The sequence below is a fragment of the Planktotalea sp. genome (assembly GCF_050633725.1).
In the GTDB taxonomy this organism is placed as follows: domain Bacteria; phylum Pseudomonadota; class Alphaproteobacteria; order Rhodobacterales; family Rhodobacteraceae; genus Planktotalea.
This window is the reverse complement of record NZ_JBOEHB010000003.1, coordinates 214,572-229,525: the sequence shown is the minus strand read 5'-3', so window position 1 is coordinate 229,525 and position 14,954 is coordinate 214,572. Positions and strand designations below refer to the sequence as shown.

Annotated in this window: 15 protein-coding genes; 5 read left to right on the top strand and 10 right to left on the bottom strand. The window is 49.6% G+C overall.

The window, feature by feature from the left end:
• Positions 1-204: 204 nt before the first annotated feature.
• Positions 205-765 (bottom strand): tyrosine-type recombinase/integrase, encoded by a 561-nt coding sequence (locus ACRBCU_RS04690; protein WP_431364214.1) that lies wholly within the window; start codon positions 763-765, stop codon positions 205-207.
• Between the two features lie 316 nt (positions 766-1,081).
• Here ACRBCU_RS04690 and ACRBCU_RS04685 point away from each other — a divergent pair, with 316 nt between their 5' ends.
• Both ACRBCU_RS04685 and ACRBCU_RS04680 read left to right on the top strand, forming a co-directional pair.
• Positions 1,082-1,375 (top strand): hypothetical protein, encoded by a 294-nt coding sequence (locus ACRBCU_RS04685; RefSeq protein WP_431364207.1) that lies wholly within the window; start codon positions 1,082-1,084, stop codon positions 1,373-1,375.
• Entirely contained in the window at positions 1,372-2,004 is a 633-nt protein-coding gene (locus ACRBCU_RS04680) for a hypothetical protein (RefSeq protein WP_431364206.1), read from the top strand. Before ACRBCU_RS04685 ends, ACRBCU_RS04680 begins: the two co-directional genes overlap by 4 nt.
• Here the strand turns inward: ACRBCU_RS04680 and ACRBCU_RS04675 are convergent.
• The 3 genes from ACRBCU_RS04675 to ACRBCU_RS04665 form a co-directional block, all read right to left on the bottom strand.
• Positions 1,976-2,278, bottom strand: coding sequence for a hypothetical protein (locus ACRBCU_RS04675; protein WP_431364205.1), 303 nt, complete (start codon positions 2,276-2,278; stop codon positions 1,976-1,978). The genes ACRBCU_RS04680 and ACRBCU_RS04675 overlap by 29 nt on opposite strands.
• A 39-nt stretch (positions 2,279-2,317) precedes the next feature.
• Positions 2,318-3,139 (bottom strand): type IV secretory system conjugative DNA transfer family protein, encoded by an 822-nt coding sequence (locus ACRBCU_RS04670; protein WP_431364204.1) that lies wholly within the window; start codon positions 3,137-3,139, stop codon positions 2,318-2,320.
• 254 nt (positions 3,140-3,393) lie between these two features.
• Complete coding sequence (locus ACRBCU_RS04665) at positions 3,394-4,995, bottom strand: recombinase family protein (protein ID WP_431364203.1); 1,602 nt, start codon at positions 4,993-4,995, stop codon at positions 3,394-3,396.
• Between the two features lie 585 nt (positions 4,996-5,580).
• Between ACRBCU_RS04665 and ACRBCU_RS04660 the strand changes: the two genes are divergently transcribed.
• Both ACRBCU_RS04660 and ACRBCU_RS04655 read left to right on the top strand, forming a co-directional pair.
• On the top strand, positions 5,581-5,931 hold the full coding sequence (locus ACRBCU_RS04660; protein WP_431364202.1) for a helix-turn-helix domain-containing protein: 351 nt from the start codon (positions 5,581-5,583) through the stop codon (positions 5,929-5,931).
• Positions 5,921-6,376, top strand: a complete 456-nt coding sequence (locus ACRBCU_RS04655; RefSeq protein WP_431364201.1) for a hypothetical protein — start codon at positions 5,921-5,923, stop codon at positions 6,374-6,376. Before ACRBCU_RS04660 ends, ACRBCU_RS04655 begins: the two co-directional genes overlap by 11 nt.
• A gap of 370 nt (positions 6,377-6,746) precedes the next feature.
• On the opposite strand, the gene ACRBCU_RS04650 is transcribed toward ACRBCU_RS04655, so the two are convergent.
• Positions 6,747-9,464, bottom strand: coding sequence for an ATP-binding protein (locus ACRBCU_RS04650; RefSeq protein WP_431364200.1), 2,718 nt, complete (start codon positions 9,462-9,464; stop codon positions 6,747-6,749).
• Positions 9,465-9,498: 34 nt separating this feature from the next.
• On the opposite strand from ACRBCU_RS04650, the gene ACRBCU_RS04645 reads away from it, so the two are divergent.
• Positions 9,499-9,927: a hypothetical protein gene (locus tag ACRBCU_RS04645; protein ID WP_431364199.1), complete on the top strand. Its 429-nt coding sequence runs from the start codon at positions 9,499-9,501 to the stop codon at positions 9,925-9,927.
• Position 9,928: 1 nt separating this feature from the next.
• On the opposite strand, the gene ACRBCU_RS04640 is transcribed toward ACRBCU_RS04645, so the two are convergent.
• From ACRBCU_RS04640 to ACRBCU_RS04620, 5 genes are read right to left on the bottom strand one after another with little or no spacing between them, the layout of a single operon-like run.
• Positions 9,929-10,756, bottom strand: a complete 828-nt coding sequence (locus tag ACRBCU_RS04640; protein ID WP_431364198.1) for a hypothetical protein — start codon at positions 10,754-10,756, stop codon at positions 9,929-9,931.
• On the bottom strand, positions 10,753-11,304 hold the full coding sequence (locus tag ACRBCU_RS04635) for an RBBP9/YdeN family alpha/beta hydrolase (RefSeq protein ID WP_431364197.1): 552 nt from the start codon (positions 11,302-11,304) through the stop codon (positions 10,753-10,755). Before ACRBCU_RS04635 ends, ACRBCU_RS04640 begins: the two co-directional genes overlap by 4 nt.
• A 45-nt stretch (positions 11,305-11,349) precedes the next feature.
• Complete coding sequence (locus tag ACRBCU_RS04630) at positions 11,350-12,180, bottom strand: hypothetical protein (protein WP_431364196.1); 831 nt, start codon at positions 12,178-12,180, stop codon at positions 11,350-11,352.
• Between the two features lie 44 nt (positions 12,181-12,224).
• The gene (locus ACRBCU_RS04625) at positions 12,225-14,276 is read right to left on the bottom strand and encodes a type IV secretory system conjugative DNA transfer family protein (RefSeq protein WP_431364195.1); all 2,052 of its coding nucleotides are present in this window, start codon (positions 14,274-14,276) and stop codon (positions 12,225-12,227) included.
• Between the two features lie 26 nt (positions 14,277-14,302).
• On the bottom strand, positions 14,303-14,842 hold the full coding sequence (locus ACRBCU_RS04620; protein ID WP_431364194.1) for a hypothetical protein: 540 nt from the start codon (positions 14,840-14,842) through the stop codon (positions 14,303-14,305).
• Positions 14,843-14,954: the final 112 nt, after the last annotated feature.

The following is a 14,954-nucleotide window of genomic DNA, read 5'->3' as shown; positions in this document are numbered from 1 at the left end:
TTGCAAATCCGTGTACACCGGTTCGATTCCGGTACTCGCCTCCAAATAAAAACAAGGCCTTAGCAAGAAATTGCTAAGGCCTTGATCGTTCTTAGTCTCTTTTTAGTCTCTTCTTTCGCGGGTGTAAGAGCGAGCGCGAATGTTCAACAATGCGCAACCCACCGAGTCAGGTTGTGCAACACCTGACGACGGGCTGCGCATTGCTCACCACATCCTGTCAGCAATCTCGAGCTCTTCCTGCCCCACTGCGTTCGCATAGATGGCAGTGGTCGACATACTGGCGTGCCCCATCCACTTTTGAAGCATATGGAGTTGCACTCCAGATCGGACTGCATGAATGCCGTAGCCGTGGCGAAGGCCTTTAGGGGTTGCCTGTGGTCCAGTGATCCCAGCTTCATCCATCACCGACTTAATCCAACGATATGCAGTGATCCGTGAGAGTGGTTTGGGTGTAGCAGACCAGATTGTGTACGGGATGTTACGTGGAAGTTGATCTAACGCTTCAATGAGTTCTTGAGGAACCGGAACCTCTCTAATGTGGTGCTGGTCACGCTTCTTGAGACTGCGGAACGAGATCAGTCTCGCTTGTGCTTGTACTGACGAAAACCGGAGCTCCCGTGCCTCAGATATCCGACATCCAGTGTAGAAAAGGGTGAGGCAGAAAGCTTTGATGTGGTGAGGTTTAGTTCTGGCAACACAAAGAAATCGCTCTCGTTCAGCTGCGTTCAAATACAGACGGTCGTTCTGTGCATCATACAGATGCATGGATGATGACATGAGCGGTCCAAGGTATGCGTTCATCAAGGCTTGAGGGTGAAGTGTTCAAGCGTTGTGGGGAGTAAAATGGTCAGTGATACAGTATTGGTAATTCTGTATCAGACCCGAACGAAACCATTGTTTTTCAATCGATTAGCGTCATGAGAACCCGAGGTTAATTGAGCAGAATCAACCTGACAAGCCCTTAAACCCTTGAACATACTCATGATACAGTATTACCAATTTTGTTTCATCTCCTGACTGTGCATAACCTCTGGTTTGTCTCCGATTGGGCGTCTCAGATACGTGCTTTAGGAGATCGGAAATGAAGACAATTCCCACAACATCCGCCCTGTTACTTTCAACCTTTGTAGTCGCTGGCTGCATGCCAGGAACGGCCATCATGGAAGGTATGCAAGGCAAGGAGTCCGTAGCTGCAAGTCAGACGCTCATGGTTGACGGTTTCATGCGATCAAGCTGCCGAACGCTTTCCTTGCAAGAGCGCTCGCTTCGCGGACCAGTGACCAATCCACTCGCCAATATCGCGGGCGGTGGCATCTACGGTCAGCAGTACAAGGCAATCAAAATTGCCATGAAGCGCAAAGGCTGCGCGTCATGAATGAAGAGATATTGCTCGCCCAATTGAATGCACCATCAGTTGACTACTCTGGTGTCAAAGCGTTCAAACCCACCCAAGTCATTGTTTCTGAACCGAGTAGAACAGAACAAGCAGCTGATGACCCAACCAACTACCTCTTGGCAATTGGATTGATTGCCTCGGCGCTGGCTGTGTTCTTCTTTTCACGAGTCAAACAGGCGCAACCTGCCCCAAGCCGCACAACCATTGCAGCACTCGGAGGCTTGGGTGCCGCTTCACTTGCTTTGATGGCGCTCTGGCCGTCATTCTTTGGTCAGCCGCTACCGCTGAGTATTGTAGGCGAGATGGGGCCCCGTGTTCTTGAAGAACTAGTTGTTCCCGCTGTTCTCAAAGCCTTGTTCGCTGGGCTGGTTGTAGGTGGTCTTGTCTACGCACTGTTGCCGGGTGACGCCAAATCCCACGTGCCTCAGCCAATAAAGGAAGTGACGATGCAACGAGGTCTCACAACAGAAGTTGGTGAACGGATAAAGGTGTATAAAGGGTATGAAATTCTCAAGGCTGAGACAGGTGTGACGGTCAATGGGCAACCATATGGTGGCATCATTGCCGCCGAGAAGGCTATCACTGAGATGGTAGAGAACGCGCAGTGAAGGCTTTGCTCTGTACGCCATTAATCAATAACTTGATGAACACGCGGTAGTTGGGCAGGTTCAACAGGTCTGCCGGATCAGTCCAACCCACCTGGCGGGCCATAACTGGTGCATCTTTGGCACCAATCCTGAAGAGAATCATGGTTCCGACATTTCCAAAGATCGCATCCAGGATGCGGTCTTTGATGGCACTGGTGTACTGTGCGGCCAGAACAAGCCCCACGCGATACTTACGGAGCTCTGAGAGCATGCCTGCGATGGTACCCGTTGTCATGGATGCAAACTCATCGGCATAGATGACATAGGGCTTGCGTTAAAGTTCCGGGGTATCACTACGGGTGAAGGCAGCACTGGTCATCATTGAAAGGATTAACCCACCCAGGACAGATGAGATATCTGATCCCAGCTTTCCTTTTGAGAGGTTCACAACAAGCGGCGTTCCTTCATCCATTAGTGACCGGAAACGAAGGTTCTGATTTGGTGAGCAAAGCACCTTCTTGACCACTGGATTGGACAAGAACGCTCCCAGCTTGTTGGCAATCGGAGCCACACCATCAAACGCTGTTTTGTAGTTGAGTTTGGGGAATTCTTCCTGCCAGAACTTGAGGACTTCTTCATTGGTAACTGACTGAAGAACAGTCCTACGGAAGGCTTTGTTGGTGAAAATAGGGACAATGTCAGCAAAAGAAGACCCGGATCGTGAGATGAGCGCTAATACACTGAAACGTAACAAGTGTTCCATGCGTACACCCCAGGCATCTCGCCATTGCTGACGTAGGGCGTCGATGACTGCTGAGGCAACAAGTGGCCTGAACTCCTCGGTGACATAGCCCAATGGATTGTAGCCGTAGGGGCAGTCTGGATCAGCCACATCCCAATACATGGCATTCTCTGGCAACATGGGTTTGACTGCTTCTGCCAAGTCCCCATGCGGATCAATCAGACAGAAACCAACTCCTTGCTCAATATCCTGACGTATCATGTTGAGGATCAGCGTGGACTTACCTGTTCCTGTTTGACCGAGAATGAAGGTGTGGAAGAGACGGTCGGGTTGATAGATTCCGAATGGTTTCGGTTCTGATCGGCCCACAGTCTCTGCAAGGTAGGTGATGGGTTGATGGAATGGGTTGGGCATAACGCGATTGTCGCGTGCTAAGCCGCTTGGTCATAGGTGTTTTGGGTTTCAGTTTTGGGTAAATTGGCGGCACTTGTCCGGTCATGAATACCGGTGTGGAGCTCACAAAGTTGTTTCCAATCTTGGGACATGAACAGCTTTAAAAACTCGTCCATTCCCAGCTCTGGTATGTCCTGCCCCCTTCGAGATGTGGCGTGAGAATGGGGACAAAGCGTCTAGAGACTACGTGTTTCTAAAAGTGGATAGAAATCCACTTATTGGGTAATCTTGATATCATGAGGGCAGTTCTCGAACTGCTCCTGTTTGCGTGCATAAATTTCTTGGATACACTCAGTCAAATCAATCCATTTTTGGGACATGAACAGTCTCAAAAAATCTTCATATTCCAGCTCTGGTATCTCCTGCCCCCTTCGAGATGTGGCATGAGAAGGGGGACCAACATGGAAAGCGGCCCATTCCGACGTGCGCTCAAGCCACCAAACTGGCTGTAGTTCAACGTTTTTGCCGGACACCAAGCGGTTCGAGAACAGGGTTTCGAGCATTCGGCGCTTTTCGGCAGGAATAGCCAGAGAATGGCTAAGACAAAGGGTTTTGAGGAGTTCGAGCAGCTTTGCACTTTGCACTCTGAACCACGCCGGATCGATGGTTTTTTGCGATGTTTCGGAGAGAGCCTTTTCCTGAAGCAGAAACTGCGCGTTGCGCGCTTCAAAGACCTGTTTGTCGATCAATCCATCAAGTAGCGCATCCAATAGCTGCGCTTTTTTATTGGCGATCTTGCTCATCTCTAAGGCCGTGGTGTCAGCGCGTTCGGTTTCCAGTACACGTTCACCCCATCGCCCAAGTCTTCCCTGCAAAGCCCCCGCCGCATGTATGTTTAACTGGTATTTTCGAAGCTGCGTGGAAATCGAATTTTCTATGGCTTCCTCTCGCAGCGAACCGCTTGTGCACCCCTTTGTATGACATCGGTAGTACGCGTGACCTTTCTGACGCTCGGGTATGATCGCGGTTTGGCAGCGCGCACAGCGAAAAATCCTCCGGTAGTCAAATCCGTGTTTGGTGACCTTCTTGACTGTGCGTCTCGCTCGCACGGCACGCACCTGCTCAAACAAAGCCGATGAAATCAACGCCTCATGCTTACCTTGATAGGTCTTTTGTTGTCGGGATACGCGCATCAAACCAACATAGAACGGATTGGAGATCATGTTCTCGATGGTTGTCTTCCCAATTTTGGCATTGCCATGCGATGTCAGGCCAATCCTCTTGGCCTCATCAACCAGCGACCACAAAGAATGCTCTCCGGCGGCATAAACCTTAAACAAATGTCGGACTTTCGGTCCTTTGACGGGACAGATGGTTTTGAGCTTGCCGCCGCCGTTATCAAGATAACCGATAGGGGCTTTAAAAGGATACAGACCCTGCTTGAGCCGTCCGTCCAAACCCTTGATCGTCTCCTCTCGCAGGTTGCGGATATAGTCAGCTGCGATCACAGCCTGGATGTCGGCGGTCAGCCGCCCTCCCCTGCTGGCAAAGTCCACGCTTTCGGCTGCAAAGTGCACATCAATGCCAGCATCAGACAGATCGCCAACGGTTGCCCAGTCCCGCAAGTTGCGCGCGGAGCGATCAATCTTGTGCATGACGACGCCTTTTGCCTTACCTGCGCGCAAAAGCTTAATCATTTCTGTAAATATCGGCCGCCCACGTTTCGCCGCCGTTTCCTTTTCTTCAAACCAGCGCGTGATAGCGAGGTCTTGTGTGGCGCAATACCGCTCTATTGCTTCTCGCTGTGCCTCGAGCGAAACTCCTTCGCCTTGCTTGACGGTCGATACCCTAATGTATCCAAAATATTGTTTATTCATGATTACTTGAGATTATCATTCGACTCTACCAGATCGCATGAAAGAGTCGAATCTGGTGGATTGTCGAATGGCCATTTGCCTTCATCGAAAAGGCGCTGCGCCATCCGCTCACAGAGGTCTAAAAATGCATCAAAGTCATGTTGTGTAGTCATGTGCTGATTGTAGTGATGAGGCGTGTTTCTGATAGGTGCTGGCAGTTGCTGGTTTTGGACAATGCGCTGAGTGGAAAGGGTCAGATCGTGGAATGACCTCATATATCATGTAGCGATTTGACCCTTGGAACGGTACTGAAACTGCTACCGACTAGTTGGGGGTATGTGTGGGATGATATATTCATTCTCGGGTGGGTGCCGAACACGAGATAAATCGCATTGCCTTCGTGTTTGTTGCTCAGATTGATTTACACGGATGGTGTTAACCATCCTTTTTGTATTCCCGTTCGTGTTGATCAGTTTGAGCAAGAGATACCCACAAAGCGGATGCGAGGAGTTTCCGTTTTCGGCAACTCCTGCCCTCGTGTGGATGCATCAATCTTTACATATACTGCCTGAGCGGTCCGGACCGCAGATTACCAGGACCGGATTAATGATTTGGATTATGAAAGAATTTTTGAAAGTCGATCTACGGATCGCACGGCAGCGCTCAGGGCTTTTGGGCCAAGATGTTGCGACACTGCTAGGGACCAGCCGCGCACGCTTGTCAAAGCTAGAGAACGGTTATGCACGGCCCAAAGTCAAAGAACTGATTGGCCTCTCGATTGTCTACGACAAACCGCTCGATGAGTTGTTCCAGCTGTCAGCCAGTCGCTTGACTGAGAAACTGCAAAGCAGGCTAGCTCAACTGAAGCCAGCGCCTGAAATAGAAGCAAGAATTACCACGCTGTCGCGGCTAGCTGACCGATTACACAGCCTAAACCAAGAGAGGTATGACGCGTAAGCCATTTACGGTCATGGCCATCACAGCAAGCCACAACCGAATTGGGTTTTGCTTTCTCATCGACAAGCAACCTATGGATTGGCAGTTGGCGCATCATGCCTCCAAAAGCCCTGAGCTGACGTATGAGAAAGCAGCCCAATGGTTCGCCTACTATCAGCCTGATATCATTGTGACCGAAGACCTCAACGGGTCTCTAACCAAAGGTAAGAAAGCGCAGCGCCTGATCCTAGCGATCAAAGAAGCTGCCTTGCTGACAGATGCCCAGCACATAGAATGCGAACGTGTTCAGCCCTATGCCAACAAATACGAGCAGATAGATCGGCTGTGTGCTGAGTTTCCTCAGATGAGTGCAGTCGCACCAAAACGCCGACGCATCTTCGACAACGAACCTGCCGCCACCACGATCTTTGAATGTCTGGTGCTGGCAAAGCAGCTACAGAGTTAGACGTCTTTCAGAGGACTTGTCCGGACGGGTCCTCTGTTTGCTGGTGCATCCGAAATGGTTCGGATGCACCTCAAGCACAACATAGACAACTAATATGTAAGAGGGCACCAAAACCTCCAGCCATTTCAACGATCGACTACGGCTAGGCCATGACTGTGTCCCCGTCCAGGTCGTCGTAATACGCAGGAATGTTGATACCTCTGAGAAGGGCGACAAGGCTTCCATAGCCCCTTGTGCCTGGACCGCCTGTGTGTCAACTTCAAAGCACAAAGAGACCACATCGCTAACTGCAAAATATGAGAAAAGTGACCACGAACACATTTGCCGATGATTTCTAATTTCAACGAAACGCGGATTCGTGGTTCCATTTTCAATCAAAATCAAATGCCGATGTCACATCGTCGTTAAGGATTTTCCGGCCTATGCCTTTCAGCGCGTCAATTTCTTCGTGAGTAAGATTAGCATGGCCAACAGCTAGTTCTGCTTGTGCGCGCGTCACGAGTTCTTTTTGTTGAGCTAATACTCTAATTGCATCCTTGAATTCAGAACGGGTCGCTTCGTCATAACCACCCTCTTTCATTAACTCTGCTCTCAATCCAAGCTCATTTTCGATCACGTTCAGCATAAAAGAACAATACCGAATTAGTGAACGCGTCCGATCCACTTCAGCCGTGTCTATGGAAGACATTCTCTCGGGGAGCACCGAGAATATTTGCGAGTACTTTTCGGTACCAAATCTTGCTAAATCCCCAAGACTCGCTTTAAGTATTTCAAAAACCAGAACATATGCCCGAGATGCAACCTGAGCAAGTTTCGAACTTTCAACACCTTCCTCTGTGGCCAATATAGAAGTCCGACTGAGCGCCCATTGCTCAGCGGAAAGCAACCATTCGAGAATGAACTTGATTTCTTCAATATACGACTTCCAATCATGGCCGAGCTTGATTTTAACGATAAGCACGTCGATCACGGTGATCTCTTTTCCGGGCCGCATCCATTCGGACTTGTTTTCAGAAAGGAAGTTTGTTGATCTTTGAATTTTCTGGTTCGCAACCCCGATCCCTGCATCTGCAAGAGCCGAAATCGCCATAGCCGTTGCTTGGTAACTATCGTTCCATGAACCGGTTCCGGCCTCCCAATGGTCTTCACGAAATGGCCCGTCTGGATAGTCCAGAAGCAGCCATTCTGAGATTCTCTTGGCTTGCGCACTGGTATGGATGTTTTGACCGCAACTACTTAAGCCTGACAGAACACGAGCAGCGACCCAAGGCACACGCTTGGGATGTATCTCACCCAGAACACCAATCCTCTTCTCAAGTTCAGCAAGAATGGAAGCTGTGCGTTCACCATCTTGGAGAGCTGAGGATCCAAGAGCCATTAGTAACAGACCAAGGCACCAGTTGACGTGCATCGCATCCATATCAACCTCAGAATACCCTTCCCAAGCCACGTGATTAGACGCATCTTCTTCTTTCATCCGCTCTCGGATTGCGTCGAAATCGTCACGCTCAGAAACTTTTCCTTTCAGAGCAACCATGCCCGAATGACAATCCCAAATTGCAAAGACTTTTTTGAAGCAGGTCTCCCAAGCTCCCCAGTCAATTTGACCTAGCACAGTCAAAGCAAAACTCGCTGAAGCAGTGTTTGCCCCCCAGCTCGGATCGGCAACAGTCACGTTGAGTATTCGGCTTCGAATAGTGAGAAAAGCCCGCCACAACTCCAACGTCATACTTTCCCACTCAACTAAAGCCTGCCCTTCTGATTGATGTTCTGCAAGATCAAGCCGTTCAATTGTTTGAGCAACTGCCGCATCGCCCACTGTTCGGCAGTACTCAACCACTATTTCATCAATTTCACCAAATTTTGCCGAAAGCGTCGGATCAATAGTTAGCAAATACTTGCTGAGCACAAATGCCTTTGATCTGTGACCAAGTGAAACTTGTTCCAACGTCTGCCGCAAACCGACCAATGAACTTAGTTCACGAGAGCTGATCCCAGACCTGAACTGAAGCCATTTTCGATCCGCGTAAATTTCCAAAGCACCAAGCGCTGACAATAGGTACAACGCGCCAACAGCATTGTCAGAAATCGGATCGTCTCCAGCGGTTGCCATAAGAATCGCACGACCTATGTGCTCGAAACTAGGGAGACCGGATGCATCCGAAGTCGTATCAGAAATCTGCTTGGCAATGAAGCAGTCTCCAACAATTGCTGAGAGAATATCGTCCAGGACGCGCGGATCGCCAGAAAAGAACGGATTTGACGCCAAAATCGAACGAGCTTGGGCATCCGCGTCTAAGACCTTACTGCCGGGTGATTGCTTCTGAAGCAGTTCGATTTGACCTGCTTCTGGCCAACCTAAGTACAAGAATGTTGGTGTCGAGCTCTGGTCAGCGGAAAATCCATTTAGTACTGTCAATGCTTTAGAAAACTGCCGTACAGAACCTTGAATATTATCTATAATGATCAACGGCGGATTGTCAGATGTCTTGTCATGTTGTTGACATGACTTGATTATCGAAACGAAATTGCGAGAAAATTCGTCATATGATGAATTGACATCCAAATAGAAAAACTTGGTCCCTCGGCTTTCGGCGATTGAAGCGCATTGGGCCGCTAGTACTGTTTTCCCTGACGCCGATGGGCCTAGTAGTAGGAAATTTTCTCGCCGATCAAGTTTTGCGAGTATTTCATGTTGCAAAGCAGAATATACAGCATTGTTCGGGATCGATGCGAATAACTTTGCTCGCGATATTTTAACCGGATCGCCCTCAACAGGAATCGCTTCACTGAATGAATGTCCTCCAAAGTAATTGTGTAACAGTTCGGTCGTTATCCCAATCAAATCCGTCGAGCGTTCCAAGATATCCGTGACTTGCGTTTGCAAGAGACGGCGACCAGTGACCCGTTCGTGTATGTATAGAGCTTCGCCTTCTTCTCCGGCAGAAACGGAAAAATGGGAAGACAGAGTATCAACTATGCACTGCTTGAGTTCGGATGAGATCGACTTAGCAATCACTGTGAACACTGCCTGCTCAAGATCAGCACCCTTCTCAGTCAGAGTCCTTAGTGCATCTGCAAAATTCATAGTCAGTGTCCTCTAGGCGTGCTACATCTGCTGAATGCTTAATTTCATCCACTTTCAAAATTTATCGACCAGTCTTGGCTTTTTATCCGGCGCGGTTGCTTCGGTTGCAGTCACGTGGCTAATCCCCAGCAACAATGTCACAAAGAACGACACTATCACTTGCACTTCTGAAGCCAACGTTAACCATCTTTTGTGCGAATTCGTAAACCCGATCACAACGTCTGTCGAGTTGAACGATCAGGTTGGCGGTGGACTTGTGCTTTTGTCGTCATTTTTTGTTATGATCCTTGCTGCGTTGTCCAGCTCTATGAAATCCTGCTTTGAAAGAGCGGATCGTTTAAGTGAACGAGAGAGATTAGCAGTGTTACAAGGATTCGAAAGAAAAATTTTGGGCCGCGTGGTACTGACAACCATCGCTGCTACAGTTTGTGCTGTTGCAGGTGGAATATTTGTGACTCGATGAGTTATTTTCCTATCTCCATCCTAAGGTAAATACTCTCCTCAGACTCTCCCGGAACTATGACTTCCTCATATTCCAGAAGTTTGAGTTCCGCAGCTTTGAGGAAGTATTTGATTTCACTTAAGTCTGAAAAACGATACGACTCCATGGAGCGCATGTAATTTTGCGCAAGCTCTTTGACTATAGTTTCTTCAAATCCTGGGACTCCACCAAGTTCGTTGAAGCGCGCGATCGCTCGTTCGACAAACCAGCGCTTTCTGTCACCGCCTGACATATAACCATCCGCGTCATTGATTTTTCCACCCATTCTAACAGTTGTCACAAATCGGCCATTTGGCTGCAACAGACTGCTTACATTTGAAAGCACGCGCATCTTTTCAATTGAACGGAACCTAGTCAAAAACGCATCGGTAACAATCAGTTCAAATCGACGATCAATCGACCCATTTAGGATATCCATTTTCTGGCATGTGATATCACGCCCCAATTCCTCAGCCAGTTCTTTAGATAAAACTAACGGCGTGTCGCAAATGTCCGCCACTGTTAGGTAACAATCGCTTTGCAAAAGGACTAAATGTGCCATTGATGCATCTGCACAAGCCAAAACGAGAGCGTTGTCCTGAGCGTTGAGCTTAGCCACTCGAGAAGAGAAAAACTGAAAGTGCCAATAGGGATTCGACACAAGCCCCAAAACCCTTAGCAAGGTCCAAGAACCATGGTACCAACCACAGTTTTCAAGGTCCACCCAGCCGCCCTGGCAAAGCCCCTCGGATAATTCGAGAGCGCGTTTTGCTTGGGATTGCTGGAACTCATAGAGCCCCAAGTCCGTCAACCAAGCATCTCCAAAAGCAGTGGGAACTCATCAAATCCAGCAGATGAGTTTAAGTGTGCACCGCCTGGAATAACTTCCACTGACGCGCCAATTCTCAAGGAGAACTCGTTTGATAGCTCGATAGGAACATAGGGATCATTATCGGAATAGATACAAGTTACTTTCGAGAAGCGTCGAGCAGCAGCATCAATTAACTTCTTGTCGGCAAAAAAAGTTCGATTTACAGCGTCAAACTCAGGTATGTCTATCAATCCGTAAAACGGAGCAACCGCCACGAAGTGATTAGCTTTGACGCCCGTTTTTGCAAACCAATCGACAACAAAAGCTGGCCCAAGACTATGAGCCACAACATTTGTTTTCGGGCCGATCAAGCTTGAGTAACCACTCATTATCTCGGTCCAAGTGCTCAGATTTTGCATTTCGTCTGCTGTAAAGTGCGGAACTAGTACCTTTTGCCCTTGCTCTGTGAGCTGTCGATAAAGCCAAGGCGCCCAGTTTTGATATGGGCTACCGAAACTTCCATGAATAATTATACAATCAACAAACATAAATAGCTGTCCTTTATTGCGCCCATTATCCTACTGCGCTTAACGTCAGTTTACCAACGAAAGCACACTTTGCAACCTGTGTACTAGCCAAGGAGATTTGGCCGCAGTTACCTCCAGCCGTCGCTCGCGACTCGGACTATTCTCAAAGCATAAAAGCAAGAGTGGTGCTTGAATCTGAAGGTGACGTTTGTACTCTTTTTTACCAATATACACCTCATACATTGCCTCCATCCGCTCAACTGACTTCCGATCCAACTTACTGGTTTTAGGGTTGGTTCCACGCTCCACCTCAACCACGAACCACTTGTAGCGTGGCCCGTCTTCCGTGAGGTACTCAATACCGAATATCTGGTCCGGAATAAGGTCACGGGTCAGTGTTTTTCCGGTACTCGGGTCACTGAAAGTCACAGGGTATCGCAAGCGTCTTTGCGCTCTCTCAAGAACCCGCCAGCCTTGGATGTAGTTGCGGTCGGGCCGTTTGAGACAGTCGATCTCAACACCTGCTGTCAGTTTCGCAACCTCTCGCTGATGCCAGAACGGGCCTCCCGCCTTGTGAACCCAGTCCGACCACATATCCGCTTCTTTGAGTGCATCCTGCCCAGCATCCGTCAATCCATAAATCAAGGGTTTGTACCGGGCATCAATGGTTTGGAATTGTTGTGGCGGCCTTGAGAGATACGGGCTGTGGTGTGCTGTGTTCGCCTCATTGAACAAGTCAGTGAGACGGTTCTGTGCTCGGGCTTTGTTTTGCCCCAAACCTTCAGAGAACGCCAAAAGCTCTGAAGTAGACAACGGCCCGTGATGGTGAATGGCCTGCATCCACAACAAGTCCCGCTCGGTCAGCCGTATCCGCTTGCCTGTTGACTGCGCCACCATGCGGCTGCGCCGTCCAACGGCGTCGTGTGAGGCTCTGTGTACCATCACCAGTACGGAGTTGGCTCATTGGGGTCTGTGGGTGGCTCTTCGTTCTCCTGAGGCTCTTCTGGAGCTTGCGTTCTCCCATCAAGCTCTGAGTAGTGCACGGCATAGCGCTCACGCATGATGGTGCGCAAATCATCCTTCTCCCAAGGGGCCATCCTCTCCATGTTCTCCATGACAAAGAATGGGAACGAGAGCGGCACAGCCTGCGGGGTAATCCCACGCAAGTAACTCGCAAATCTACCCTTCGGTTGTCGCTCAATCATAGAAGCATCCGCATGCATGCCGTTCGACAGCACCCTCGCATCTTTGTTGGACACTCCTCCTGCCATTTTGATGGAGGTATTGGCTGCAAAGGCTTCTTGCAGACGTGGTTCCAGCTGCCCCAGGAACTGGTGCGCTAGCACCATGCCAATCTTGTATTTGCGTGCTTGGCTTAAGATCGTACCGATTTTGCGGTCAAAGTAGTCCTGTGCCTCATCAATGTAGACCATGGTGGGCATGCGGTCATTCTTGGGCAAGGTGGCGCGTTCTTGAGCGGCTTGGGCAACAAGTGCGATGAAGAAGCGTCCGAAGATTTCAGTGCCGGACTCTTTGAGAAGGTCCTTGGCGGTGTTGATGAGGATCACTTTGCCAGCGTTCATCTCAGCAAACAGGTCAAGCTTGCTCTCGGGGTGCGAGAACATCCGCTCAAACGTCGTGTTCTCTAAGATTCCCCACAAACGACGCAGAACCTGCCGTCGGGTGGCTGCAAACTCTTTGGAGTGGAACTCGGTGGTGAAGAAGTGTTTGGCGCTGCCTGTTAAGTACTCAAAGTACGGGGAGAACTTTTCTTCGCTCCCTTCCTCCATTAGCTCTCGTAGTGTATGGATAGTAGCATTGGGGATGTGCAGCATGAGCCGGGTAACATAACGGAAGATGACGTTTTGTTTCTGGGTCATGCTCGCGTCCAAGAGCGACCCGAGAACAAAGTCATAGAGCTCAAGGATTGAGTTGGTCAGCCGCTCCCGGTCCAGCGGCGCATAACCTTCAAGACGGTCTTGACCCACGTCAAAGAGATTGAGCGAGACAGGCCACTCAACGTCGGATGGATCAACGATAACGACGCGGTCGTGCAGCGAACCACACTCTGCAAAGACAGCGAGGTTTGAAATGGTGTTGATCAGGTCTCCCTGACTGTCGATGACCACGACAGAGCGCTCACCGCGTTCTACAGCCTTCAAGTCTTCTGTAATCAAGTATTGCAGGGTTTGCGTTTTCCCATGCCCTGACCCTGCGATGATGTGATGGTGTTCAAAGCGGGTTTTTGTCGGCAGGGTGAAGGCAACCTCTTGGTCAAAGAGTGCGGGCAGAGGTGTCCCACCTAGGTAGGTGTACAGAAGGTCCTTAGGGTCAGTGATCTCACTCTTGGAAGGATATTTGGGCGCGCGAGTAAAGGCAGATGGGTCAGCCGGATTACCACCGGACGCCAAAATGAGATTGTAGTCGAGTTTAGCTTGGGTGGACGAGAGAAGCCCTGCTTCGATCAGTTCTTTGGCTGAGACTGTCTTAGCGATGTCTTCCACAAGCGCGCCCATTTCAGGCACCAAGTGCACCATGGAAGCGGGAACGGTGACGCCGTCACCACCCGAGCTTTCCAACAAGGCGGGCACCGCGGAAAAGACAGCGCTGAACACGTGAGAGGTATATAGTCGGATGAGCTCGCAGCTGCGGTCAAAGTCGTCGAAGAGTGCCTGCTGCCGTCTTAGCTCTTCCCGCAGCTCAAAGTGCGCTACAACCGACAAATCATTCTTGGGGCGATAGTCTGGAAGCTGGAACATCTGTTCCGAAAGGATGGTCTCACCAATGAAGGTTTGGATGATAGGCCGCTGTTGATGGTCGCGGTCAAGTTCGAGACCATCCAGCACGCTGTCAGTCTGCACATGAACCAGCTTAGCGCGCCCGTCATCGAACAAGAGATGATGAGTAGAGAATAGCGCTTCTACTTCACGATACAGAGCATCTGTTTGCGCGCCTTCACTGGGAGACCCCAATCCCCCAATGAAGGCATGCAAACGTGGTCCCAGGTGAAGAGGCACACCTAGAACAGGGGTCCGGAGTGGATAACAGCTTTTGCTTCTTCGGGAGTGAGAGGATAGATTTCATTGCGATCCACACCATCCCAGTGTTTGGCGCTTTCCATCACTTGTCGCAGGTATTGGCTGATGTTGAGCAAGAAGCTTTCTTTGCGCACGAGCTCGCAGATGGATGGGCAGTGAAAATACCGCCCAAGCATCAAGTCCACGACCTTTATCGTTTCTCGTTTCTGGTGGTAGTAGGTGAAGCCTGCTGCAATGCCGAGAATGGCAGCGACAACCAACACACCAATCCAGCCTAAGCCAATGGCGCTCCATAAATTGAAAGCGATGATGGGTATGGCGATGAGAAAGACGACAAAGCCAATGAGAATACAAAAGCGTTTGAGTTCTGGCTCAGGAACATCAATGAGAATAGTATTGGTGAACTTGTACTTCTCGATGAGATCACGTTCTTCTTGAGTAATGTCCAATTTTGCGTGTAAATCAAAACGTGGACGTCCAAACGCTGTACGACCCTGAGAACGGCGAAATAATAAATCCATAAGAAGACCCCACACAACTAAACCGAATATATATACAATTAATACGTGCATACATGCGTGCGTCAAGCATGCATGCGCCTGCACACGTCATGCGCCTCATACGCGTCGCACC

Excerpts from the sequence above, each read along its gene's own strand:
- ACRBCU_RS04690 (WP_431364214.1), bottom strand. The coding sequence starts at position 765 with ATGCATCTGTATGATGCACAGAACGACCGTCTGTATTTGAACGCAGCT.
- ACRBCU_RS04685 (WP_431364207.1), top strand. The coding sequence starts at position 1,082 with ATGAAGACAATTCCCACAACATCCGCCCTGTTACTTTCAACCTTTGTA.
- ACRBCU_RS04680 (WP_431364206.1), top strand. The coding sequence starts at position 1,372 with ATGAATGAAGAGATATTGCTCGCCCAATTGAATGCACCATCAGTTGAC.
- ACRBCU_RS04675 (WP_431364205.1), bottom strand. The coding sequence starts at position 2,278 with ATGACAACGGGTACCATCGCAGGCATGCTCTCAGAGCTCCGTAAGTAT.
- ACRBCU_RS04670 (WP_431364204.1), bottom strand. The coding sequence starts at position 3,139 with ATGCCCAACCCATTCCATCAACCCATCACCTACCTTGCAGAGACTGTG.
- ACRBCU_RS04665 (WP_431364203.1), bottom strand. The coding sequence starts at position 4,995 with ATGAATAAACAATATTTTGGATACATTAGGGTATCGACCGTCAAGCAA.
- ACRBCU_RS04660 (WP_431364202.1), top strand. The coding sequence starts at position 5,581 with ATGATTTGGATTATGAAAGAATTTTTGAAAGTCGATCTACGGATCGCA.
- ACRBCU_RS04655 (WP_431364201.1), top strand. The coding sequence starts at position 5,921 with ATGACGCGTAAGCCATTTACGGTCATGGCCATCACAGCAAGCCACAAC.
- ACRBCU_RS04650 (WP_431364200.1), bottom strand. The coding sequence starts at position 9,464 with ATGAATTTTGCAGATGCACTAAGGACTCTGACTGAGAAGGGTGCTGAT.
- ACRBCU_RS04645 (WP_431364199.1), top strand. The coding sequence starts at position 9,499 with ATGCTTAATTTCATCCACTTTCAAAATTTATCGACCAGTCTTGGCTTT.
- ACRBCU_RS04635 (WP_431364197.1), bottom strand. The coding sequence starts at position 11,304 with ATGTTTGTTGATTGTATAATTATTCATGGAAGTTTCGGTAGCCCATAT.
- ACRBCU_RS04630 (WP_431364196.1), bottom strand. The coding sequence starts at position 12,180 with ATGGTGGCGCAGTCAACAGGCAAGCGGATACGGCTGACCGAGCGGGAC.
- ACRBCU_RS04620 (WP_431364194.1), bottom strand. The coding sequence starts at position 14,842 with ATGGATTTATTATTTCGCCGTTCTCAGGGTCGTACAGCGTTTGGACGT.